General features: G+C 71.2%; 21 protein-coding genes. 10 read left to right on the forward strand and 11 right to left on the reverse strand.

Annotation, left to right across the window (positions count from 1 at the left end):
• The first annotated feature begins 15 nt into the window (after positions 1-15).
• Positions 16-804, forward strand: coding sequence for a VOC family protein (locus ACFU5F_RS02100; protein WP_383880614.1), 789 nt, complete (start codon positions 16-18; stop codon positions 802-804).
• 34 nt (positions 805-838) lie between these two features.
• On the opposite strand, the gene ACFU5F_RS02105 is transcribed toward ACFU5F_RS02100, so the two are convergent.
• From ACFU5F_RS02105 to ACFU5F_RS02115, 3 genes are all read right to left on the reverse strand, one after another.
• Positions 839-1,252 (reverse strand): YciI family protein, encoded by a 414-nt coding sequence (locus tag ACFU5F_RS02105; protein ID WP_383880616.1) that lies wholly within the window; start codon positions 1,250-1,252, stop codon positions 839-841.
• A 93-nt stretch (positions 1,253-1,345) separates the two neighbouring features.
• A complete protein-coding gene (locus ACFU5F_RS02110; protein WP_383880619.1) occupies positions 1,346-1,690 on the reverse strand; it encodes a hypothetical protein in 345 nt (114 codons plus the stop codon).
• 101 nt (positions 1,691-1,791) lie between these two features.
• A complete protein-coding gene (locus tag ACFU5F_RS02115; protein ID WP_383880621.1) occupies positions 1,792-2,376 on the reverse strand; it encodes a dihydrofolate reductase family protein in 585 nt (194 codons plus the stop codon).
• A 113-nt stretch (positions 2,377-2,489) separates the two neighbouring features.
• On the opposite strand from ACFU5F_RS02115, the gene ACFU5F_RS02120 reads away from it, so the two are divergent.
• Positions 2,490-3,080 (forward strand): TetR/AcrR family transcriptional regulator, encoded by a 591-nt coding sequence (locus ACFU5F_RS02120; protein ID WP_383880623.1) that lies wholly within the window; start codon positions 2,490-2,492, stop codon positions 3,078-3,080.
• Between the two features lie 263 nt (positions 3,081-3,343).
• On the opposite strand, the gene ACFU5F_RS02125 is transcribed toward ACFU5F_RS02120, so the two are convergent.
• Both ACFU5F_RS02125 and ACFU5F_RS02130 read right to left on the reverse strand, forming a co-directional pair.
• On the reverse strand, positions 3,344-4,654 hold the full coding sequence (locus ACFU5F_RS02125) for a family 2 encapsulin nanocompartment cargo protein polyprenyl transferase (RefSeq protein ID WP_383880625.1): 1,311 nt from the start codon (positions 4,652-4,654) through the stop codon (positions 3,344-3,346).
• 111 nt (positions 4,655-4,765) lie between these two features.
• The gene (locus ACFU5F_RS02130) at positions 4,766-6,172 is read right to left on the reverse strand and encodes a family 2B encapsulin nanocompartment shell protein (protein WP_383880627.1); all 1,407 of its coding nucleotides are present in this window, start codon (positions 6,170-6,172) and stop codon (positions 4,766-4,768) included.
• A gap of 296 nt (positions 6,173-6,468) precedes the next feature.
• On the opposite strand from ACFU5F_RS02130, the gene ACFU5F_RS02135 reads away from it, so the two are divergent.
• Both ACFU5F_RS02135 and ACFU5F_RS02140 read left to right on the forward strand, forming a co-directional pair.
• Complete coding sequence (locus tag ACFU5F_RS02135; protein WP_383880630.1) at positions 6,469-7,059, forward strand: N-acetylmuramoyl-L-alanine amidase; 591 nt, start codon at positions 6,469-6,471, stop codon at positions 7,057-7,059.
• Positions 7,060-7,134: 75 nt separating this feature from the next.
• Entirely contained in the window at positions 7,135-8,061 is a 927-nt protein-coding gene (locus ACFU5F_RS02140; RefSeq protein ID WP_383880632.1) for a 1-aminocyclopropane-1-carboxylate deaminase/D-cysteine desulfhydrase, read from the forward strand.
• A gap of 33 nt (positions 8,062-8,094) precedes the next feature.
• Here the strand turns inward: ACFU5F_RS02140 and ACFU5F_RS02145 are convergent, their stop codons facing one another.
• Positions 8,095-9,693 carry a Na+/H+ antiporter gene (locus ACFU5F_RS02145; protein WP_383880635.1) on the reverse strand — a complete coding sequence of 533 codons (1,599 nt, stop codon included), beginning with the start codon at positions 9,691-9,693 and terminating at the stop codon, positions 8,095-8,097.
• 59 nt (positions 9,694-9,752) lie between these two features.
• Here ACFU5F_RS02145 and ACFU5F_RS02150 point away from each other — a divergent pair, with 59 nt between their 5' ends.
• The 3 genes from ACFU5F_RS02150 to ACFU5F_RS02160 all read left to right on the forward strand — a co-directional run bounded on the left by ACFU5F_RS02150 (position 9,753) and on the right by ACFU5F_RS02160 (position 11,927).
• Entirely contained in the window at positions 9,753-10,013 is a 261-nt protein-coding gene (locus tag ACFU5F_RS02150) for a UBP-type zinc finger domain-containing protein (protein WP_013000789.1), read from the forward strand.
• Positions 10,014-10,350: 337 nt separating this feature from the next.
• A complete protein-coding gene (locus ACFU5F_RS02155; protein ID WP_005480408.1) occupies positions 10,351-10,764 on the forward strand; it encodes a hypothetical protein in 414 nt (137 codons plus the stop codon).
• A complete protein-coding gene (locus ACFU5F_RS02160; protein WP_383880637.1) occupies positions 10,761-11,927 on the forward strand; it encodes a SigB/SigF/SigG family RNA polymerase sigma factor in 1,167 nt (388 codons plus the stop codon). Before ACFU5F_RS02155 ends, ACFU5F_RS02160 begins: the two co-directional genes overlap by 4 nt.
• 27 nt (positions 11,928-11,954) lie before the next feature.
• Here ACFU5F_RS02160 and ACFU5F_RS02165 read toward each other — a convergent pair whose 3' ends face one another.
• The gene (locus ACFU5F_RS02165; RefSeq protein ID WP_383880640.1) at positions 11,955-12,407 is read right to left on the reverse strand and encodes a hypothetical protein; all 453 of its coding nucleotides are present in this window, start codon (positions 12,405-12,407) and stop codon (positions 11,955-11,957) included.
• Between the two features lie 121 nt (positions 12,408-12,528).
• Between ACFU5F_RS02165 and ACFU5F_RS02170 the strand changes: the two genes are divergently transcribed.
• Together ACFU5F_RS02170 and ACFU5F_RS02175 are read left to right on the forward strand one after the other, a co-directional pair.
• Positions 12,529-13,500 (forward strand): diacylglycerol/lipid kinase family protein, encoded by a 972-nt coding sequence (locus tag ACFU5F_RS02170; protein ID WP_383880643.1) that lies wholly within the window; start codon positions 12,529-12,531, stop codon positions 13,498-13,500.
• A 318-nt stretch (positions 13,501-13,818) separates the two neighbouring features.
• Positions 13,819-14,076: a WhiB family transcriptional regulator gene (locus ACFU5F_RS02175; RefSeq protein WP_003992873.1), complete on the forward strand. Its 258-nt coding sequence runs from the start codon at positions 13,819-13,821 to the stop codon at positions 14,074-14,076.
• Between the two features lie 202 nt (positions 14,077-14,278).
• Here ACFU5F_RS02175 and ACFU5F_RS02180 read toward each other — a convergent pair whose 3' ends face one another.
• Positions 14,279-15,745, reverse strand: a complete 1,467-nt coding sequence (locus tag ACFU5F_RS02180) for a PAS domain-containing sensor histidine kinase (protein ID WP_319362851.1) — start codon at positions 15,743-15,745, stop codon at positions 14,279-14,281.
• Between the two features lie 622 nt (positions 15,746-16,367).
• Between ACFU5F_RS02180 and nagB the strand changes: the two genes are divergently transcribed.
• Complete coding sequence (gene nagB, locus ACFU5F_RS02185; RefSeq protein WP_383881030.1) at positions 16,368-17,153, forward strand: glucosamine-6-phosphate deaminase; 786 nt, start codon at positions 16,368-16,370, stop codon at positions 17,151-17,153.
• A 418-nt stretch (positions 17,154-17,571) separates the two neighbouring features.
• On the opposite strand, the gene ACFU5F_RS02190 is transcribed toward nagB, so the two are convergent.
• From ACFU5F_RS02190 to ACFU5F_RS02200, 3 genes are read right to left on the reverse strand one after another with little or no spacing between them, the layout of a single operon-like run.
• Entirely contained in the window at positions 17,572-19,122 is a 1,551-nt protein-coding gene (locus tag ACFU5F_RS02190; protein WP_383880646.1) for a glycoside hydrolase family 3 protein, read from the reverse strand.
• A 9-nt stretch (positions 19,123-19,131) separates the two neighbouring features.
• Entirely contained in the window at positions 19,132-19,974 is an 843-nt protein-coding gene (locus ACFU5F_RS02195) for a carbohydrate ABC transporter permease (protein ID WP_383880648.1), read from the reverse strand.
• Positions 19,971-20,963, reverse strand: a complete 993-nt coding sequence (locus ACFU5F_RS02200; protein ID WP_383880651.1) for a carbohydrate ABC transporter permease — start codon at positions 20,961-20,963, stop codon at positions 19,971-19,973. Before ACFU5F_RS02200 ends, ACFU5F_RS02195 begins: the two co-directional genes overlap by 4 nt.
• Positions 20,964-20,973: the final 10 nt, after the last annotated feature.

Raw genomic sequence — 20,973 nt, forward strand, 5'->3', positions numbered from 1 at the left:
AGAGGGAGTGGTGCTGTGGGCGGAGCGGACGGCAGCGGCGGGGGCGGGGCGGACGCGGCGCCGGGGGCGATCCGGTGGACGTACGCCTTCGTGGACCGCCCGGCGGCCGGGTTCGAGCGGGCGTGTGCCTTCTGGACGGCGGTCACGAGGACCGGGTTGTCCGAGCCCCGGGGCGACCGGGGTGAGTTCGTGACCCTGCTGCCGGGGACCGGCGACGCGTGCGTGAAGGCGCAGGGTGTCGTCGCCGGGGACGGAGGCGCTCACCTGGATCTGGCCGTGGAGGATGTCGCCGCCCTCGTCGACAGGGCGGTCCGGCTCGGCGCCGAGGTGGTCGCCCCGGACGACGGCTGGGCTGTGCTGCGCTCCCCGGCCGGGCACCTCTTCTGCGCGGTGCCGTGGCACGGGGAGTCGGTGCGGCCGCCGGTGGTGGACGGGAGCCGGCTGGACCAGGTGTGCCTGGACGTGGCGCCGGCCGCGTTCGAGGACGAGGTCGCGTTCTGGACGGCGCTGTCGGGGTGGAACTCCCACCCGGGTTCCCGCCCGGAGTTCCATGTCGTGCGCCCACCGGCCGGCCTGCCCCTCCGCCTCCTCCTCCAGCGCCTCGACGCTCCCCGCCCCGCGTCCGCCCACCTCGACCTCGCCTGCGCCGACATCGGCACCACCCGGGCCCGCCACGAGGCCCTCGGCGCCACCGTCGTGGCGGAACACCCGCACTGGACGGTGATGCGCGACCCGGCGGGCGGCACGTACTGCCTGACGGGCCGGTCCCCGGACACGGGCGGACTGCCCCCGGCCGCGCGGTGACACCGCTGCCGGCGAGGGAGCGGGAACGGACGGCTCAGATGTCTTCCGCGCCGTCCAGCACCGGCCGGATGACCACCGGATGGTCCGTGAGCCCCTCGGGGCCGGGGCAGCGGGCGACCTGGGCCGCGATCTCGGTGACCCGGTCCAGGCTCGCGCAGTCCAGCAGCCAGTAACCGGCGAGCAGTACCTCGGTCTCCGGGTACGGACCGTCCGTGATCACCGGCTCGCCGTCGGCGCCGGCCGTCACGCAACGGGTCCGCGCCGGCTCCGCCAGCCCCCGCCCGTCGATCATCTCCCCGGTCCGGGCGAGGTCTTCGTTGATCGCTCCCATGTGGGCGTACATCGCCCGCAGCTGCTCCCCCGTCCAGGCCGGGGAAGCCTCGGACGCCTTGCCGCGCATGCCCTCGTAGTCCGCCTGCGTGCCCAGGACCATCATCAGGTACTTCATGCGTCGGCTCCTTCGTCCGCCCGGGCCGTGGCAGGCCGCGGGGCGTGTGCGCCGGCGGCCATGCGGCCGGACGCGGGGTGACGGCCGGACCCGTCAGGCCTTCTCCTCGGTACGCACCCCGGCGGTCTCACCCGCCTCGCCCGCGCGCGCGTCGTGACCCCCGTGCACGTCATGACCGCCGTGCGTGCCATGACCGCCGTGCGTGCCATGGCTTCCGTGCGGGCCGTGACTCCCCTGCGTGCGCCGGGCCACCGCCCGGGGCTTCTCGGCGGCTGCCTCCTCGGCCTCGACGGCCGCGTCGACGTACGCCGCACACTCGTCATTCCTGCACGGACCCGGACCCCATACCGGTACCCACGCGCCCAGCGTCTTGTGCCGCCGTACGACCGTGGCCACAGGCTGTCCGCAGACCGGGCAGACGTGCTCGTCGATGCCCATGCCCTCAGGGTATGACCGACGGGAGCGGCTCGCTCCCCGCGTGCACGGACAACCGGTGCACGGCCCCGCGGGCGGTGGTGCGGGCGTACGACGCCCGCGCGTCAGCGCTTCCTGCTGTACGTGCGCACGACCACCCCGTTGTCGAAGCCGCGCACCTCGTCGAGCGTGAACTCCGAGATGGCGAAGCCGGAGCCGAACATCGGCATGCCGCTGCCCTGCACCACCGGGTACGTCTTGATCATCAGCTCGTCGATCTCGTCGATCAGCGCTCCCGCGACGGCCGAGCCGCCGCAGAGGTAGATGCCGAGTTCGCCGTCCTCCGCCTTGAGCTCACGGACCTTGCCGACCAGGTCGTCCGAGATGATCTCGACGTTCGGGTCGGGCGACTCCTTGAGCGTGCGCGAGGCCACGTACTCCCGCAGGTGGGAGAAGGGGCTGGTGATGCCCTCTTTCAGCGCCACCTCATAGCTGGCGCGGCCCTGGACGATCGTGTCGTACTTCTTGTTGGGCAGGCCGTCCGTGCCGATGAGCCGGCGTACAGGGGTCGGGTTGATGTCCGGGTGCTCCGCGGTGAGGTACTCGGCGAAGTCGCCCACCACGAAGCGGTACATGTAGGACGCGTCACCGTCCGGATCCCCGATGAATCCGTCGATCGAACAGGCGATGGCGTAGGTGAGCTTGCGCACAACGGTCTCTTTTCCCTCGTCCGACAGGTGAGTCGCCGCCCGAGCGGCTGACCACTTCAGTTATAGTACTTCAGGCGTAGTGGTTGCAACCCATGGAGAACGAAGGAGCTCGGATGGTCAGGAACCCGGAGCGCAGGGCCGCTCTGCTGGACGCGGGGGTGGAGGTGCTGGCGCGGGAGGGAGCGCGCGGGCTCACGTTCCGGGCGGTGGACTCGGAGGCCCGGGTGCCGGTGGGCACGGCGTCGAACTACTTCGCCGACCGCGACGCCCTGCTCCACCAGATCGACGCCCGGCTGAAGGAACGTCTGGCGCCCGACCCGGCCGTCGTCGAGGACCTGCTCGCCTCACCGAAGGACCGGACCCTGGTCACGGCCTTCATGCGCGACCTGCTGGCCCGCGTCACCGGGGACCGCACGGGCTACCTCGCCCACCTCGAACTGCGTCTCGAAGCCACCCGCCGCCCGGCCCTGCACGCCTCGTACTCCGAGTCGGTGCGCGCAGAGCTGGAGTTCGGGATGCGCTTCCACCGCGAGGCCGGTCTACCCGGCGGCGACGAAACGGTCATGGTCCTCTACCTGGCCATGCAGGGGCTTCTCCTCGAACACCTCACCCTGCCGGACGTCCTCGACGACGCCCTCCCCGGCGTCACCGCCCCCGACGGCCTGATGGAACGCCTCGTGGAGACGATCGTCCCGGACCACTGACCGCCGTCCCCGGGCATCGACTCCGGACACCGGATCCGGCCGCGCGGAACTGACGGAAACGGTTACAGCAACAGGAGCGGGCGGGTTCGGCGGCGGCACGAAGAACCGGCGGGCCCCGCACACCGTGGGGATGTGCGGGACCCGCCGGTCGTCCGAAGGCGCCGGTGCCGCGCCGGGTCAGGTCAGCACGGCGGCGACACCTCCGGAGCATCGACCGGTGCTCCCGGTGCCAGCCGGTCCTCGGCCGGCCTCTCGCCGACGCCTCAGCGGCTGCGGCGCGTCACGAACTCGGCCAGTGCGAGGAGCCCACCGGCCGACTCCGGGTCCGGGACCGCCCGGGACAGTTCCTGCATGGCCCGGGCCATCCGGTCGGCGGCCTGGATCTGTGCCCAGTCACGGCCGCCGGCCCGTTCCACCACGAGCGCCGTGCGCTCCAGATCCCCCTCCGCGTACGGCAGTCCGTACAGCTCGGCGAGTTCGGCGGCCTCCGGGGTGCCGGAGGCGAGCGCGGCGACGACCGGGAGGGACTTCTTGCGGACCATGAGATCCGCCCCGGCCGGCTTGCCGGTACGGCTCGGGTCCCCCCAGATGCCGATGACGTCGTCGATGAGCTGGAAGGCCAGCCCGGCCTCCCGCCCGAACGCGTCGAGCGCCTCGACGTCCTCCTCGGTGGCACCCGCGTACAGCGCTCCGATCGCGCAGGCACAGCCGATCAGCGCGCCCGTCTTCGCCTCGGCCATGCGGAGCACCTCGTCGAGGGTGACCTCCTCGGGAGGACGCCCCTCCAGCTCGGTGTCCGTGTGCTGGCCCGCGCAGAGTTCGACGACACAGTTCGCGAGCCGTACGGCGGCCGCGGCCGACGCAGGATGCGGGTCCTCGGCGAGCAGTCGCTGGGCGAGTGCCTGCATCGCGTCCCCGGCGAGGATCGCGTCGGGAACACCGAACACGGTCCACGCGGTGGCCCGGTGCCGACGCGTGGTGTCCCGATCCATCACGTCGTCGTGCAGCAGGGTGAAGTTGTGCACCAGCTCCACCGCGGCGGCGGCCCGCACGGCGACGGACTCGCGCCCGCCGAGCGCGTTCACCGCGGCCAGCGCCAGGGCCGGGCGTATCGCCTTGCCCGCGTTCCCGGCGCTCGGCGTACCGTCCGCACCCTCCCAGCCGAAGTGGTAGCGCGCGACCCGGCGCATCGAACCGGGCAAGGAGGCCACGGCCCGGCGCAGTTCCGGGTCGACGGACGCCCGGGCCCGCTCCAGGATCCCCGCCGCCTCCCGGCCGCCGGACGGACTCACCCCGTCCGCCCGGCCCGCCTCGTCCTGCCCCCCGCCCGGAGGCACGGTCTGCGCCGGCTCCCCGCACGTCTCCGGCTCCAGAACTCCCCTCCGCTTCCGGCCCGGTTCTCCCGCGGGCCTCAGGAGCGCCGCCACGGCCAGGGCCCCGATCACATCAGCCCCGGCCACCGGATCCGGGGTGCTCCCGAGGGGCCCGGGCCGTTCCGGGACCTCGCCGCCCGGGGGCCGGTTGCCCGGCATCCCGGCGGGGCCACGCCTCGTCCCCGTCGTGAACTCACCCATGGGGTCGCCCCGCAGGGCCGGCGCTCGGGGGCGGTACCGCCCCCGAGGGGCCCGTGCTCCCCGAGCGCACCCGCCCCGACGGGCGGGTGCACGGCATCCGGCCGGCCAGGGTCATCGCCAGCGGCCGATCTCGACGTTCTCCAGAACGCCGAGCGCGTCGGGGACGAGGACCGCGGCCGAGTAGTAGGCCGTCACGAGGTACTTGATGATCGCCTGTTCGTTGATGCCCATGAAGCGCACGGACAGGCTGGGCTCGATCTCGTCCGGGATGCTCGCCGCCCGCAGACCGATGACGCCCTGGTCGTCCTCGCCGGTACGCATGGCGATGATCGACGTGGTCCGGGCCTCGGTCACCGGGATCTTGTTGCAGGGGTAGATCGGCACACCGCGCCAGGTGGGAATGCGGTTCCCGGCGATGTCGACGGTCTCCGGGACCAGTCCGCGCTTGTTCAGCTCGCGCCCGAACGCGGAGATCGCGCGCGGGTGGGCGAGCAGGAGCTTGGTGCCCCGGCGGCGGCTGAGCAGTTCGTCCAGGTCGTCCGGGCTGGGCACGCCGTCGTGCGGCTGGAGCCGCTGGTCGTACTCGCAGTTGTGCAGGAGGCCGAACTCGCGGTTGTTGACGAGCTCGTGCTCCTGGCGCTCCTTCAGCGCCTCGACCGTCAGCCGGATCTGCTGCTCGGTCTGGTTCATCGGCTGGTTGTAGAGGTCGGCCACGCGCGTGTGGATGCGCAGGACGGTCTGGGCGACGCTGAGTTCGTACTCGCGCGGCGCGGCCTCGTAGTCGACGAAGGTGTGCGGGATGTCCGGCTCGCCGCTGTGGCCGGCGGCGAGGTCGATCTCCTTCTCGCCGTACTTGTTGGTGCGCTGCGACGGGATCGCGCGCAGTTCCCGGAGGTGCTCGCTCAGGGTCTCGGCCCGTTCGGCGAGCTGCTCGACGGCGCGCCGCGGCAGGACGAGCACCGTGCACGCGGTGACCGCGCGGGCCGTGTACTCCCAGATCGCCTCGGGGTCGACCAGGGCCTGCTCGCCGAAGTACGAGCCATCGGCCAGCACACCGAGGACCGCGTCGTCGCCGTAGGGTCCCGTGCCGATCTTCTCGACCTTGCCGTGGGCGAGGAGGAACACCTCCTCCGCCTGGCTGCCGAACTCGGCCAGGACGTCACCGGGCGCGAACTCCCGCTGTTCGCAGCGCTGGGCCAGCTCGCCCAGCACGTCGATGTCCTCGTAGGTCCGCAGGGCCGGCAGCTCGCCCAGCTCCGCGGGGATGACGGCGACCCGGTCGCCGGTCTTCACGAAAGTGACGCGGCCGTCGCCGACCGCGTAGGTGAGCCGCCTGTTCACCCGGTACGTGCCACCCTGCACGTTCACCCAGGGAAGGGTGCGCAGCAGCCAGCGCGAGCTGATCTCCTGCATCTGGGGCGTGGACTTCGTGGTGGTGGCCAGGTTCCGGGCAGCGGCCGTGCCGAGACTCTGCTGCGGCTTGTCCTGCTGCGTGCGGACCTCTTCGCCTACCGACATACGGATTTCCCCTCCGGGTGTGCACTGATCTCGCGGTCACCGATCTCGCGGACCAGCCTCGCATCACGGAGCGTGTTGGTGCTATTACCCGAACGAGCGGGAATGGATCTTAGGAGACTGGGCACATCCGTCCCCTTTGTCGACCCGCTCGCGCACCAGTCCGAGCTCCGGGCGAATCTGACCGGATCCACCCGCACGCCCCGCCGACGACTCGCCCGCGCCGCGTGTCGCGGGTAAAAGCCTGCGTACGAGGCGGCCACGACCAGCGGCCGTCGCACGGCACGAAGGAGTCGGCCATGGCCCCACCCATGTCCGCGGGCAGGTTTCTCACCGTCCTCAAGAACGAGGGCGCCCGGGTCGTCGAGGTCGGCGACTGGGAGCATCACAACCGCAATCACGTGGGCCCCTGGGGGCCCGTCCACGGCGTGATGATCCACCACACCGTCACCTCCGGCAGCGAGCGCACCGTGCGCATCTGCCGCAACGGCTACTCGGGCCTGCCCGGCCCGCTGTGCCACGGCGTCATCACCAAGGACGGCCGTGTCCATCTCGTCGGTTACGGCCGCGCCAACCACGCCGGTCTCGGCGACGACGACGTGCTGCGGGCCGTGATCGCCGAGGAGTCGCTCCCGCCGGACAACGAGTCCAACACCGACGGCAACCGCCACTTCTACGGCTTCGAGTGCGAGAACCTGGGCGACGGCCAGGACCCCTGGCCTGCGGCCCAGCTCGAGGCCATCGAGCGGGTGTCCGCCGCGATCTGCCGCCACCACGGCTGGAACCAGCGGTCCGTCATCGGCCACCTCGAATGGCAGCCCGGCAAGGTCGACCCGCGGGGCTTCACCATGGCCGCCATGAGAAAACGGGTCCGGGACCGCCTGGCGTAACCCGCACCGCCCGGCGCGACCGCGCGCACACGGGGGATCGGACCACCCACCGGTCACGTGTCCGACAATGGACACGTGACCGGCCAGCCCTCCGCCCCCGACCCCGCCGCCGCCCTGAAGCCCCGGCTGCCCTCCCCCCTCCAGGAGGTCACGGACGAGCGCCTCGCCCGTCACGGCGTCCGGCTGCTCCTCAAGCGGGACGACCTGATCCACCCCCGGCTCGTCGGCAACAAGTGGCGCAAGCTGGCCCCCAGTCTGCGCGCCGCGGCGGGCCGGCCGCTGCTCACCTTCGGAGGCGCCTACTCGAACCACCTGCGTGCCACCGCCGCCGCGGGACACCTCCTGGGCCTGTCCACCATCGGCGTGGTCCGCGGCCAGGAACTGGCCGACCGCCCGCTCAACCCGTCCCTGGCCCGCTGTGCGGCGGACGGCATGCGACTGCACTTCGTCGACAGATCGACGTATCGCCACAAGTCCGACCCGGCCACGCTGGCCGCCGTCCTGCGCGCCGCCGGCGCCGGGAACGCGTACGTCGTCCCCGAGGGCGGCAGCAACAGCCTCGCGGTGCGCGGCTGCCGCGACCTCGGGGCGGAACTGCGCGGCCGGGCCGAGGTCGTGGCGATCGCCTGCGGCACCGGCGGCACCCTCGCGGGTCTGGCCGCCGGCCTGGCCCCCGACCAGCGCGCTCTCGGGATTCCGGTTCTTAAGGGGGGCTTTCTCGACGACGAGATACGACGGCTGCAGGAGCGGGCCTTCGGCGGCCCGCGCGGGGACTGGTGCCTGGACGACCGGTTCCACTTCGGCGGCTACGCGCGCACCTCGCCCGAACTGGAAGCCTTCGCCCTCGACTTCGAGGCCCGCCACTCCCTGGCCGTGGAGCGCCTCTATGTCTCCAAGTTGCTCTACGGACTTGTCGCCATGGTGGCCGAGGGCGCCTTCGCGCCCGGGACGAGGGTCGCCGCCGTGATCACCGGACGCCCCTTCGAGGAACACGCATCCTAGGGCGGTCGGGACGACCGGGTGCCCGGGGCCGCCTCAGGACGACGCCTCCCGGTAGACCGCCGCCTCCTCCAGGTCCAGCCTGCGCAGCAGGGTGCGGAGCATCTCGTCGTCGATGTACCGCCCGTCCCGCAGCTTCACGAAGACCTCGCGTTCGGCGCCGATCATCTCGCGCGAGAGGCGGCTGTAGGTGTCGTCGACGCTCTCCCCGGTCACCGGGTTCACCGCGCCGAGCCGTTCCCAGACGGCGTTGCGGCGTCGTTCCAGGACCGTGTGGAGGCGGTCGACGAGCGGCGGCGGCAGTTCGTTGCTCTCGTTCGCGAGGAGTTCGTCGAGGCGGGCCTCGGCGGCGCGGGACGCCTGGGCCTGGGCGTTGGCCTCGGCCAGCGTCTCGACCTGCTGGTCGCGTCCCGGAAGTTTCAGCACGCGGATGAGCGGCGGGAGGGTCAGCCCCTGGATGACCAGCGTGCCGATGACCGTCGTGAAGGTCAGGAACAGGATCAGGTTCCGTTCGGGGAACGGGTCGCCGCCGTTCACCGTGAGCGGGATCGAGAAGGCGATGGCCAGCGAGACGACGCCCCGCATACCGGCCCAGGCGATGACGAAGGGCCCCTTCCAGGTGGGGTTGTCCTCCCGTTCCCGGATGCGCGGCGACAGCATGCGCGGCAGGAAGGTGGCCGGATACACCCACACGAAGCGGGACGCGACGACGACGAGGAAGACGGCCACGGCGTACCAGGAGGCCCGGACGCCCTCGTACTCGCCCAGCCCTTCGAGGACGACCGGGAGCTGCAGGCCGATGAGGGCGAACACGGCGGACTCCAGCAGGAAGGCGACCATCTTCCAGACGGCCTCCTCCTGGAGGCGGGTGGCGAAGTCGACCTGCCAGTTGCGGTAGCCGAGGTACAGGCCGACGACGACCACGGCGAGCACCCCGGAGGCGTGCACCCACTCGGCGAGCCCGTAGGCCACGAACGGGATCAGCAGGGAGAGGGTGTTCTGGAGCAGCGCCTCCTTCAGGCGCGTGCGCAGCCAGTGGATCGGCACCATCAGCAGCAGGCCCACCAGGACGCCGCCGACGGCCGCCACCAGGAAGTCGACCGTCCCGCCCGACCAGCTCGCGCCCTCGCCGATGGTGGCCGCGAGGGCCACCCGGTAGGCGGTGATCGCGGTCGCGTCGTTCACCAGGGACTCGCCCTGCAGGATCGTGGTGATCCGCGAGGGCAGGCCCACCCGCCGGGCGACCGCCGTCGCCGCGACCGCGTCCGGCGGCGCGATCACCGCACCGAGCACCAGCGCCGCGGTCAGCGGCATCCCGGGCACGATCAGGTAGGCCGCCCAGCCGACCGTGAGGGTCGCGAAGAGCACGTAGCCGACCGACAACAGTGCCACGGGCCGCAGTTGGGCCCGCAGGTCGAGGTACGAGCTGTCGCCGGCGGCCGTGTACAGCAGCGGGGGAAGGATCAGCGGCAGGACGATCTCGGGGTCGAGTTCGTAGTGCGGCACTCCGGGCAGGTACGACACCGCGAGCCCCGCCGCGACCAGCAGCAGCGGGGCGGGCACCGGCGTACGCCGGGCGGCCCCGGCGACCGTCGCGCTCCCGGCGACCAGCAGCAGCAAGGGCAAGAAGTGCATCGCTTCTGCCGCCTTCGTTTCCGCGCGGCGTTCCGCGCACCCGTCGTAACCTGGCAATCATGAAACAGTGCACGCACACGGACGCGCTGCCGCACCCCGAGCCCGATCCCCTGAGCGACACCTGCCCGGAGTGCCTGGCCGCCGGGAGTCATCCGGTGCAGTTGCGGATGTGTCTGGAGTGCGGGCACGTGGGCTGCTGCGACTCCTCCCCGATGAGGCACGCCACCGCGCACCACAAGGAGAGCGGCCATCCCATCATGCGTACGTTCGAGGCGGGCGAGACCTGGCGGTGGTGCTTCGTCGACCATGTACTCGTATGACGGAACCCGTACCGGTATGACCATCGCGGCGGAGATGTCGCACGACGGAACCATGTCACCCCGTGACACGTCGACGTACTCGTGTGACACGGTTCGGCAGTCCGGCGCCTGGGTACGTCAATCCGGCGCGCGCTCTTCCTATTTGAGGCCCGCAGACCTCTAGCCACCGAGCGTATTCATAGGCTTACTATGAGTGACAGCATGGGGTGGGGTCCCCAGGACCCCGAGGACACGGCGCTCGGTAGCGCGATAGCGTCACCGCTGAACCACGTAGCGCGTTACCCCCGGGGGGCGACCCTCGGCCCCCGTAAAAGCTTGTACCACCTTGGAGGTGAGGGTGTCCCAGATCGCAGGCGAGCCCGGGATCCAGGACTTCGTGGAAGTCCGGCTGCCGGCCGCGGGTGCCTACCTGTCGGTGCTGCGTACGGCGACGGCCGGCCTCGCGGCCCGTTTGGACTTCACCCTCGACGAGATCGAGGATTTGCGCATCGCGGTCGACGAGGCCTGCGCGATCCTGCTTCAGCAGGCCGTGCCCGGCTCGGTGCTCAGCTGTGTCTTCCGTCTGGTCGACGATTCACTGGAGGTCACGGTCTCGGCCCCCACCACGGACGGCCACGCCCCCGCGCGCGACACCTTCGCCTGGACCGTTCTGTCGGCCCTGGCGGGCAAGGTCTCCTCCGCGGTGGCCGACGACAAAACCGTTTCGATCAGCCTCTACAAACAGCGCGGCGCGGGACCCGGGCCGGCGTGAGGAACGGGGACGGGCCGGTGCGGGACGAAGAACGCGGCACACGGGAACTTCCCGCGGAGGACGACGGCGGCCGAAGCGGGCCGACGCATCTGGCGGACGGCGTCGACGGCATCCCCGAGCAGGCCAGACCGCATCCGGAGGACGAGTCCTCGGTGGCGGCCGGCGCGTCTCGGTGGACGGGACCGGCCGACGGCGAGGAGCGCGAGGCGCCCTCCGACGGGCAGCGGGATCCGCAGGGTGCCCAGCGGATCACCACGTCCTCGCGAGGGCGGACTGGGGCCTCCCCCGCTCGATCACGGTCGGGAGCTGGGGGAACGGTGACGGCGGGCGGGACTATGAGCGAGCACGAGCGACACGACGAGGCGGCCGCGCGGAACGCGCAGACCGTGCGCAGTACCCAGCACGACCCGACGGACCGCAGCGGGGCGCGAGCCCTGTTCATCGAGCTGCGCGCCCTGCCGGACGGCAGTGTCGAGTACGCGGAGCTGCGCAACCGGCTCGTCCGGATGCATCTGCCGCTCGTGGAGCACCTCGCGCGCCGCTTCCGCAATCGCGGGGAGCCGCTGGACGACCTGACGCAGGTCGCCACCATCGGTCTGATCAAGTCGGTGGACCGCTTCGACCCGGACCGCGGCGTGGAGTTCTCCACGTACGCGACCCCGACGGTCGTCGGCGAGATCAAGCGGCACTTCCGTGACAAGGGCTGGGCGGTGCGGGTGCCGCGGCGGCTGCAGGAACTGCGCCTCGCGCTGACCACGGCCACGGCCGAGCTGTCCCAGCAGCACGGGCGCTCGCCGACGGTGCACGAGCTGGCCGAGAAACTGGCCATCTCGGAGGAGGAGGTCCTGGAGGGTCTGGAGTCGGCCAACGCGTACTCCACGCTGTCCCTGGACGTCCCCGACACCGACGACGAGTCCCCGGCCGTCGCGGACACCCTCGGCGCCGAGGACGAGGCACTGGAGGGCGTCGAGTACCGGGAGTCCCTCAAGCCGCTCCTGGAGGACCTCCCGCCCCGCGAGAAGCGGATCCTGCTGCTGCGGTTCTTCGGCAACATGACCCAGTCGCAGATCGCCCAGGAGGTCGGCATCTCGCAGATGCACGTCTCACGGCTGCTGGCGAGGACGTTGGCGCAGCTTCGGGAGAAGCTGCTCGTGGAGGAGTAGCCGGCCGCTTCCGCGTCCCGTCGGGAGTTACCGCTTCGCCCCCTCCGCCCGGCCCGGCCCCTGGATCCCCAGGGCCTGGGTCGTAGCGGGATTGATCAGCAGGACCAGCGCCGCGACGGCGACCACGGCCAGGACGATGCCGGCCGGGATCGCCACACTGTCGGCGCGCAGCAGGTTGTAGGCCACCGGAAGCGCCATGATCTGGGTGATCACGGCGGGCCCCCGGCTCCAGCTCCGGCGCAGCAGCAGCCCGCGCGCGGCGATCAGCGGCAGCAGGGCCAGAGCGACGAGGGTGATCCCTCCGGTGACGCCGGTGGCCAGGTCGTCGGAGTCGCCGCTGAGGCCCAGGACGAACATCGCCCCGCCGCCCGCCAGCAGGGCGACCCCTTCCAGCACGGCCAGCGCCGCCGCGGCGGTCAGCCGCCCGGGGCGGGGCTCGGCGTCGGAGGTGTCCGGTGTGGAGGTCTGCTCAGGGCTCACCCGTGAAGGGTAGCCCTGCCCCCGTCACGCGCCCCCACGTGCTCATCGTCACTACCGGATCTCCCCCTTGATCCGCACCTCGGTATGGGCCGGGTACCACCCAGTAGGTACGCTGCAACCCATGCGTGCACTTCTCGTGGTCAATCCGGCGGCAACCACCACAAGCGCACGTACGCGCGATGTCCTGATCCACGCCCTCGCCAGCGAGATGAAGCTGGAGGCGGTCACCACCGAGTACCGGGGCCACGCACGGGACCTCGCCCGGCAGGCCGCGGAGGGCAAGGGCGACATCGAACTGGTCGTGGCGCTCGGCGGTGACGGCACGGTCAACGAGGTCGTCAACGGACTGCTCCACCACGGCCCCGATCCCGACCGCCTCCCCCGTCTCGCCGTGGTCCCCGGCGGCTCCACCAACGTCTTCGCCCGGGCGCTGGGGCTGCCCAACGACGCCGTGGAGGCGACCGGCGTCCTGCTCGACGCCCTGCGCGAGAGCCGGGAGCGCACGGTCGGCCTGGGCCAGGCCTCGGGCACCCCGGGCACGGAGGACGAGGCGGTGCCGTCCCGCTGGTTCACCTTCTGCGCCGGCTTCGGATTCGACGCGGGCGTGATCGGCCGGGTCGAGCAACAACGGGAACGCGGACGGAAATCCACACACGCCCTTTACCTGCGTCAGGCATTTCGGCAGTTCCTGGAAGAGCCGCATCGCAGACTCGGCACGATCTCCGTGGAGCGGGCGGGCCAGGAACCGATTTCCGATCTTGTGCTGTCCATAGTCTGCAACACGTCCCCGTGGACGTTTCTGGGTAATCGCCCGGTGTACGCGTCGCCTAAGGCCTCGTTCGATAAAGGCCTCGACGTGCTCGGTCTGAGCCGCATGTCGACGCCCGCGCTCGCCCGATATGGCACACAGTTGCTCACTTCGTCCCCCGAGCGCGGACCCCGTGGCAAGCACGCCACCACCCTGCACGATCTGACCGACTTCACCTTGCATTCGAAGGCCCCCCTCCCCCTCCAGATGGACGGCGACCACCTCGGACTGCGAACGAGCGTGACGTTCACAGGCGTACGCCGTGCACTGCGTGTGATTGTGTGAGCGGAACGGGCAAAAGTCCTTCCACTCGAACGTTTAGGCCAGGGTCCACCCCATGGAAGTACGGCTGTGACACAGTCGACACCGAGGAATCAAAAAAAACTTTCCGGAAGGGGTTGTATCCGCCGCTGAGGTTTGCGAGTCTCTACGTGGCGCTCGGGACAGCCCGCAACACCGGCTCAAGCAAGCGCCAGAACCCCTCCTCAATCCACAGGACCACACCAGTCCGTCTGGTGATCGGCCCTTCACTTGTTGAGGGATTCGTGAAAGCGTTCACATTCACAAGCAACGTGCAAGTAATACCAAGGAGAGGTAGCAGCCATGGACTGGCGTCACAACGCCGTTTGCCGCGAGGAAGACCCCGAGCTCTTCTTCCCCATCGGCAACACCGGTCCTGCGCTGCTGCAGATCGAGGAAGCCAAGGCTGTCTGCCGTCGCTGCCCGGTTATCGAGCAGTGTCTGCAGTGGGCGCTTGAGTCCGGCCAGGACTCCGGCGTCTGGGGTGGTCTCAGCGAGGACGAGCGCCGCGCCATGAAGCGCCGCGCCGCCCGCAACCGGGCCCGTCAGGCATCCGCCTGACATCCCACCCAGCAAATAGCCTGAGCTTGGCGGCGCGCACAGCGAGTGCGCTTCTCCCGCCCCCGAGCCGCAGCGCGCAGTGCCCCCGGTGCGCTTAACCAGCCACGAGCCCGAGCCCCGGACCACACGATGGTCCGGGGCTCGGTGCTGTTTCCGGTACGACGTCCGTGGTACCCGAACCGCGACGGCCGCCGTACGCCGGCTACTTCTGGGCCCGCACCGGGATGTCGAGGATCACCTGGGTGCCCTGTTCCGGGGCGGGGACCATGTCGAACGTGCCGCCCAACTCGCCCTCGACCAGCGTCCGTACGATCTGCAGGCCCAGGTTGCCCGAGCGGTGCGGGTCGAAGCCCTCGGGGAGACCGACGCCGTCGTCCTGAACGGTGACGAGGAGACGGGTCTCCTTGCTGGTGCCGCCGCGCACGGCCGAGACCTCGACGGTGCCGGTGTCGCCCTCACGGAAACCGTGTTCGAGGGCGTTCTGCAGGATCTCGGTGAGGACCATCGAGAGCGGGGTCGCCACCTCCGCGTCCAGGATGCCGAAGCGTCCGGTGCGCCGGCCGACGACCTTGCCCGGAGAGATCTCGGCGACCATGGCGAGCACCCGGTCGGCGATCTCGTCGAACTCCACCCGCTCGTCCAGGTTCTGGGACAGCGTCTCATGCACGATCGCGATCGATCCGACCCGTCGCACCGCCTCTTCGAGGGCCTCGCGGCCCCGCTCCGACTCGATGCGCCGGGCCTGGAGGCGCAGCAGAGCGGCCACCGTCTGGAGATTGTTCTTCACCCGGTGGTGGATCTCCCGGATGGTCGCGTCCTTGGTGATCAACTCGCGCTCGCGCCGCCGCAGTTCCGTCACGTCCCGCAGCAGCACCAGCGAACCGATGCGCGGGCCTTTGGGCTTGAGCGGGATCGCCCGGAACTGGATCACACCGTCACTGGACTCGATCTCGAACTCGCGCGGCGCCCACCCGCTCGCCACCTTGGCCAGCGCCTCGTCCACCGGGCCCCGGGAGGGGGCCAGTTCGGCCGTGGTGCGCCCGAGATGGCAGCCGACGAGGTCGGCGGCGAGGCCCAGGCGGTGGTACGCGGAGAGGGCGTTGGGCGAGGCGTACTGGACGATGCCGTCGGCATCGAGCCTGATCAGGCCGTCGCCGACGCGCGGTGAGGCGTCCATGTCGACCTGCTGGTCGGGGAACGGGAACGCGCCCGCGGCGATCATCTGGGCCAGGTCGGAGGCGCTCTGGAGATAGGTCAGCTCCAGCCGGCTGGGGGTCCGCACGGTCAGTAGGTTGGTGTTGCGCGCGATGACGCCGAGCACCCGCCCCTCCCTGCGCACGGGGATCGACTCGACCCGTACGGGCACCTCCTCGCGCCACTCGGGGTCGCCCTCGCGGACGATGCGGCCCTCGTCGTGGGCGGCGTCCAGCAGGGGGCGGCGGCCCCGGGGGACCAGGTGGCCGACCATGTCGTCCTGGTAGGAGGTGGGGCCGGTGTTGGGGCGCATCTGGGCCACGGAGACATAGCGGGTGCCGTCGCGCGTGGGCACCCAGAGGACCAGGTCGGCGAAGGAGAGGTCGGACAGCAGCTGCCACTCCGACACCAGCAGATGCAACCACTCCAGGTCGGAGTCGCTGAGAGCGGTGTGCTGGCGGACGAGTTCGTTCATGGAGGGCACGTGTGCGAGCGTACCTGGGGCGGCGAACATGACCGGAAACAGTGGTGGGTGTGGCCGGTACGCGCTCCGGAACCGGCTGTCACCGCGCCCGGAAACACCCGCGGGCCGCGGCGCCTGAGAGGGACCCTCAACCCTCCCGGCACCGCAGCCCGGAGCAACATCGGCCGTGGGGTGTGCGGTCCCGGTCGGCCGAAGGCGAGGATCCGGAGCAGTCAGGGCAGAGAGCGCCGGGTCCTCGGTCCGCCTTCCTGTGCGGGGAAGACGGAGGCTTGTTCTTCGTTCGTGTGCGATCGCCGACGGCCGGGGGCCGCTGATCGATCACACGCCCTACCACGCATTGTTGACTAGACCACTGCGTGTGTCCATGCGTTGGCGGATGTTTGTTGTTGTTCCCTTGTCCGCCCGTCCGCCGACGCGCCACACGCAGAGTAGCCCGCTTCGGCCCGGCGGCGGGCGGGAACCCGGGAGGGCCGGGGTGACCCGCGCCTCCCCGCTCGCCCCTGTGGGAGCGGGGGCCGCCCCTGCTAGATTGGTCTACACCACATGAGAGGTGCCCGACCCCGCTCCGGGCCGGGAGTTCCTGAGTCCTTCTTTCCAGATCGGCAGGCCCAGCGTGGAAGTTGTCATCGTTCCGGATGCCAAGGCGGGTGGCGAACTCATAGCCGAGGCGATGGCGCAGCTGCTCCGGCGGAAGCCCGAGGCGCTGCTCGGGGTGGCCACGGGTTCGACTCCGCTGCCCATCTACACCGCGCTCACGCGCAAGGTGCGCTCCGGTGCCGTGGACGCCTCACGCGCGCGGGTCGCCCAGCTCGACGAATACGTCGGGCTGCCGGCCGAGCACCCCGAGTCGTACCGCTCGGTGCTGCGACGGGAGGTGCTGGAGCCGCTGGGACTGGGCCTGGAGGCGTTCATGGGGCCCGACGGGACCGCCGAGGACGTGGTGGGGGCCTGCGAGGCGTACGACAGGGCGCTGGCCGAGGCCGGGGGTGTGGATCTTCAACTGCTCGGTATCGGGACGGACGGGCACATCGGGTTCAACGAGCCGTGCTCGTCGCTCGCCTCCCGGACGCGGATCAAGACGCTCACCGAGCAGACCCGGATCGACAACGCGCGGTTCTTCGACGGCGACATCGAGCAGGTGCCGCACCATGTCATCACCCAGGGCATCGGCACGATCCTGGAGGCGCGGCACCTGGTGCTGCTCGCCACGGGCGAGGGCAAGGCCGACGCCGTCGCGGCGACCGTGGAGGGGCCGGTGGCGGCGGTCTGCCCGGCCTCGGCGCTGCAGCTCCATCGCCACGCGACCGTCGTGGTGGACGAGGGCGCCGCGTCGAAGCTGAAGCTGGCGGACTACTTCCGGTACACGTTCGGCAACAAGCCCGACTGGCAGGGGATCTAGGGCCCTTCTGACGGATCTCCGTGGGAGAAGGAGCGGCGTTCGGTGCGTGCTCTCGGCGTGCCGGACGGAAGACCTCGTACTGGACGTACGTGGGCTTTCGCCCGGTGCGGGGAGAGGGCGTGCCGGGCGTCGCGACGCCGCGGAGATCCGTCAGAAGGGCCCTAGGGCGACGAGGGTACGGGTGGGCGCCACGGCCGGTGATCGGGGGCCGTGGCGCCTTTGCGTGTGGGGAGCTTCTTTCGGGGCGCCGGGCGAGGGGAGACCGCCCGGGGTGCGGGGGCGGGCCGATGCCGTACCGGCGGCTGCGCGGGGCCCGTGGCCGGGCGCCCGCACCTCACCGTCCCCGCGCTTGGGCGCGCTCCGGCCCCCAGCGGGCGGCGGCCTCCGGCGCGCTCCCGCCCAGGGCGGACGTCGGCCGTCAGCGGACGCCCGCGATGACCTCCGCCGCCGCCCTTCCGCAGACCCTCGCCGCGCCGTGGGTCGCGATGTGGAGGGCGCCTCGGGGCGGGGCCTGGGGGATGCCCATCTCCACGACGATCGTGTCCGGGCGGGTGCCAAGGAGCAGGTCGAGTGCCGCGGTCATCCACGGGTGGCGGTGTTCGTCGCGCACGACGGCGACCACACGGCGGGTGCCCGCGACCGACAGGGCCGAGGCGCCGGCGCTGTCGCCGGCGAAGGTGCCCGTCTCGGTGCCGGGGAGGAGGCGGGCCAGTTCCGCGCCGACACCCCAGGGGGTCTCGTCGCCCACGGCGATGTTCGCCACCGGGGCGAAGGCCGCGACGTAGAGGGGCTGGGTGGGTGGCTCGTAGGACTGCGCGCGGGTGATCGTCAGGGCGCGGCGAGCGGCCACGAGACCGATGCCCGCGTCGGCGCCCTCGGTCCCGCCGGGGGCCTCGCGCTGGATGCCGCCGCCGTCCGCTCCCCCGGCCGCCGACCGGGTCCAGGTCGCCAGTGCCCGGACCCGCCGCGCCGCGTCCGCCAGACGGTCCTCCGCGAGGTCGCCGTCGCGGACGGCCGTGACGAGGGCGTCGCGCAGGCGGAGAACGGTCTCCTCGTCGGCGAGGCCACCGCCGACGCAGATGGCGTCGGCGCCCGCGGCCAGGGCGAGGACGCTGCCGCGTTCGATGCCGTGGGTGGCCGCGATGGCCCGCATCTCCATGCCGTCGGTGACGATGAGGCCGTCGTAGCCGAGGTCGCCGCGCAGGAGGTCGGTGAGGATGCCGCGGGAGAGCGTCGCCGGGAGGTCGGGGTCCAGCGCCGGGACCAGGATGTGGGCGCTCATCACCGCGCGCGAACCGGCGACGATGGCGGCACGGAAGGGGGCCAGGTCCCGGGAGTCGAGGAGCGCGCGGTCCGCGTCGATGCGGGGCAGGAAGTGGTGGGAGTCGACGGCGGTGTCGCCGTGGCCGGGGAAGTGCTTGGTGCAGGCGGCGACGCCCGCGTCCTGGAGCCCGGTGACGTAGGCGGCCGTGTGGCGGGCGACCAGGTCGGGGTCGGCGCCGAAGGAGCGGACCCCGATGACCGGGTTGGACGGGTTGGCGTTCACGTCGGCCGAGGGGGCCCAGTTGAGGTTGACGCCGCACTCGGCCAGTCGGCGCCCCAGGGCGAAGGCGACGTCCCGGGTCAGGGCCACGTCGTCGACCGCGCCCAGGGCGTGGTTGCCCGGGAAGGAGGAGCCGGTGCGCACCTCCAGGCGGGTGACGTCACCGCCCTCCTCGTCGATCGCGACCAGGACGTCCGCGCGCTCGGCACGCAACTGAGCGGTGAGCGCGGCCAGCTGTCCGGGCGAGGCGATGTTGCGGCCGAAGAGGCCGACGGAGGCGAGACCCTCGCCGAGGCGCCGCAGCAGCCAGTCGGGAGCGGTGGTGCCCGTGAAGCCGGGCTGCAGAACCGTCAGCGCGTCCCGCGCGAGGCCGTCCTGTCCGGAGTGCGAGCCGGGCGAGCCGGTGGCGAATGTCGTCGGTGACATCAGGGTGGGTTATCCCTTCACGGCGCCCGCGGTGAGGCCCGCGGCCATCTTGCGCTGGACGAGGAGGAAGAGGACCACGATCGGCACGGCCATCAGGGTGGAGCCGGCCATCATCGGGGCGTATTCGGTGCCGTGCTTGGTGGTGAAGTTGCCGAGCCAGACGGTCGCGGTCTGGTTCTGCTGGCTCATCAGCATCAGGGCGTAGAGGTACTCGTTCCACGCCTGGATGAAGCCGTAGACCGAGGTCGCCACCATGCCCGGCGCGAGCAGCGGGAACACCACGCGGAGGAAGGCGGTGGTGCGGGAACAGCCGTCGACCATGGCCGCCTCCTCCAGTTCGCGCGGGATGTTGACGATGAAGCCGCGCAGGGTCCAGACGGTGAACGGGAGGATGAAGGTCAGGTAGGTCAGGACCAGGCCGCTGAGGCGGTCGTACTGGCCGAGGTCGTTGAGGAGCAGGAAGACCGGGATGATCATCGCGACGAGCGGGACCATCTGCACGGCCAGGATGCCGACGATGACCACTTTCCGGCCGCGGAAGGCGAAACGTGAGATGGCGAGGGCGGCCAGCATGCCGACGACGATGCCGATCACGACGACCGTGAGGGAGACGACGAGGCTGCGGCCGACCGGACCCCAGAAGTCCGCGATGTCCAGCGCCCGGCCGAAGTTGGCGAAGGTGACCGACGTCGGCAGCAGACCGGGGTCGGGGTCGATCGCGTCCTTGGCGGGCTTGAACGCCGTGTTGAGCATCCAGTAGACGGGGAAGCCCGCGGTGACGAAGACGAACAGGCCGAGGAGGTTCCAGCCGAGCTTGGACCTCCGGGGACCGGAGACAGTGGCAGTACTCATTCGACCTCTCCGATCTTCAGCATCTGACGCATGTACACACCGATCACGCCGAGCAGCAGCAGCACGGTCAGCAGGGCGATCGCCGAGCCCTGCGCGTAGTCGTTGACCACGAACGCCTTGTCGTACGAGTAGGTGGTGAGCAGCTGGAACTCGGCTTCCGGATGGCCGTTGCGCATGACGAAGACCTGGGGGAAGACGCCCATGTCCCAGATGACGGAGAGGGTCGTGAGCATCACGATGATCGGCTTGAGGATGGGGAGCGTGACGTAGCGGAACACGCCCCACGCGCCGGCACCGTCGAGGCGGGCGGCCTCCTCCAGTTCCTTGGGGACCTGGGTGAGTCCGGCGCTGAGGGTGATGACGACGAACGGCACCGCGCCCCACACCACGAGGAGCGTGATGACGGCCAGGCCCTCGGGGCCGCTGGCGAACCAGTTGTGGCCGATCATGTCGACGCCGGGGAGCTTGCTGAGCAGCGCGTTGAGGATGCCGTAGTCCGAGTCGAACAGCCACTTGAAGACGGTGGTGGCGACGATGATCGGCATGCCCCAGCTCGCCACGAGCGCGATGTTGACGAGCGTCCTCACCCAGCCGGAGACCCGCTGGAGCAGCAGGGCGACCGCCATGCCGATGACCATCGTGAAGACGACGCAGGCGGTGGCGAAGAGGATGGTCCGGACGACGACCGTCCAGAACTCGCCGTCGCCCAGCACCTCGGCGAAGTTGTCGAGGCCGACCGACTCCGCCGGCTTGAAGCCCCAGAGCTGGGACTGGCCGAACTCCTGGAAGGACAGGGTGACGAGACGGACGAGCGGGTAGCCGAGGACGACGGCGAGGATCAGCAGACAGGGGGCGAGGAGGGCCCAGGGGACGGCGGCTGCGCCCGAGGTCCGTTTCCGGGTCGGCCGTTCCGGTGCCGCCGGCGGTGGCGGTGGCCCCGGCCGCGCGGGCGGCACCTTCGCGGGGGCTGTCGTGTCTGCGGCACTCATCGCGCACTCC

It is taken from the genome of Streptomyces sp. NPDC057438, assembly GCF_042802995.1.
In the GTDB taxonomy this organism is placed as follows: domain Bacteria; phylum Actinomycetota; class Actinomycetes; order Streptomycetales; family Streptomycetaceae; genus Streptomyces.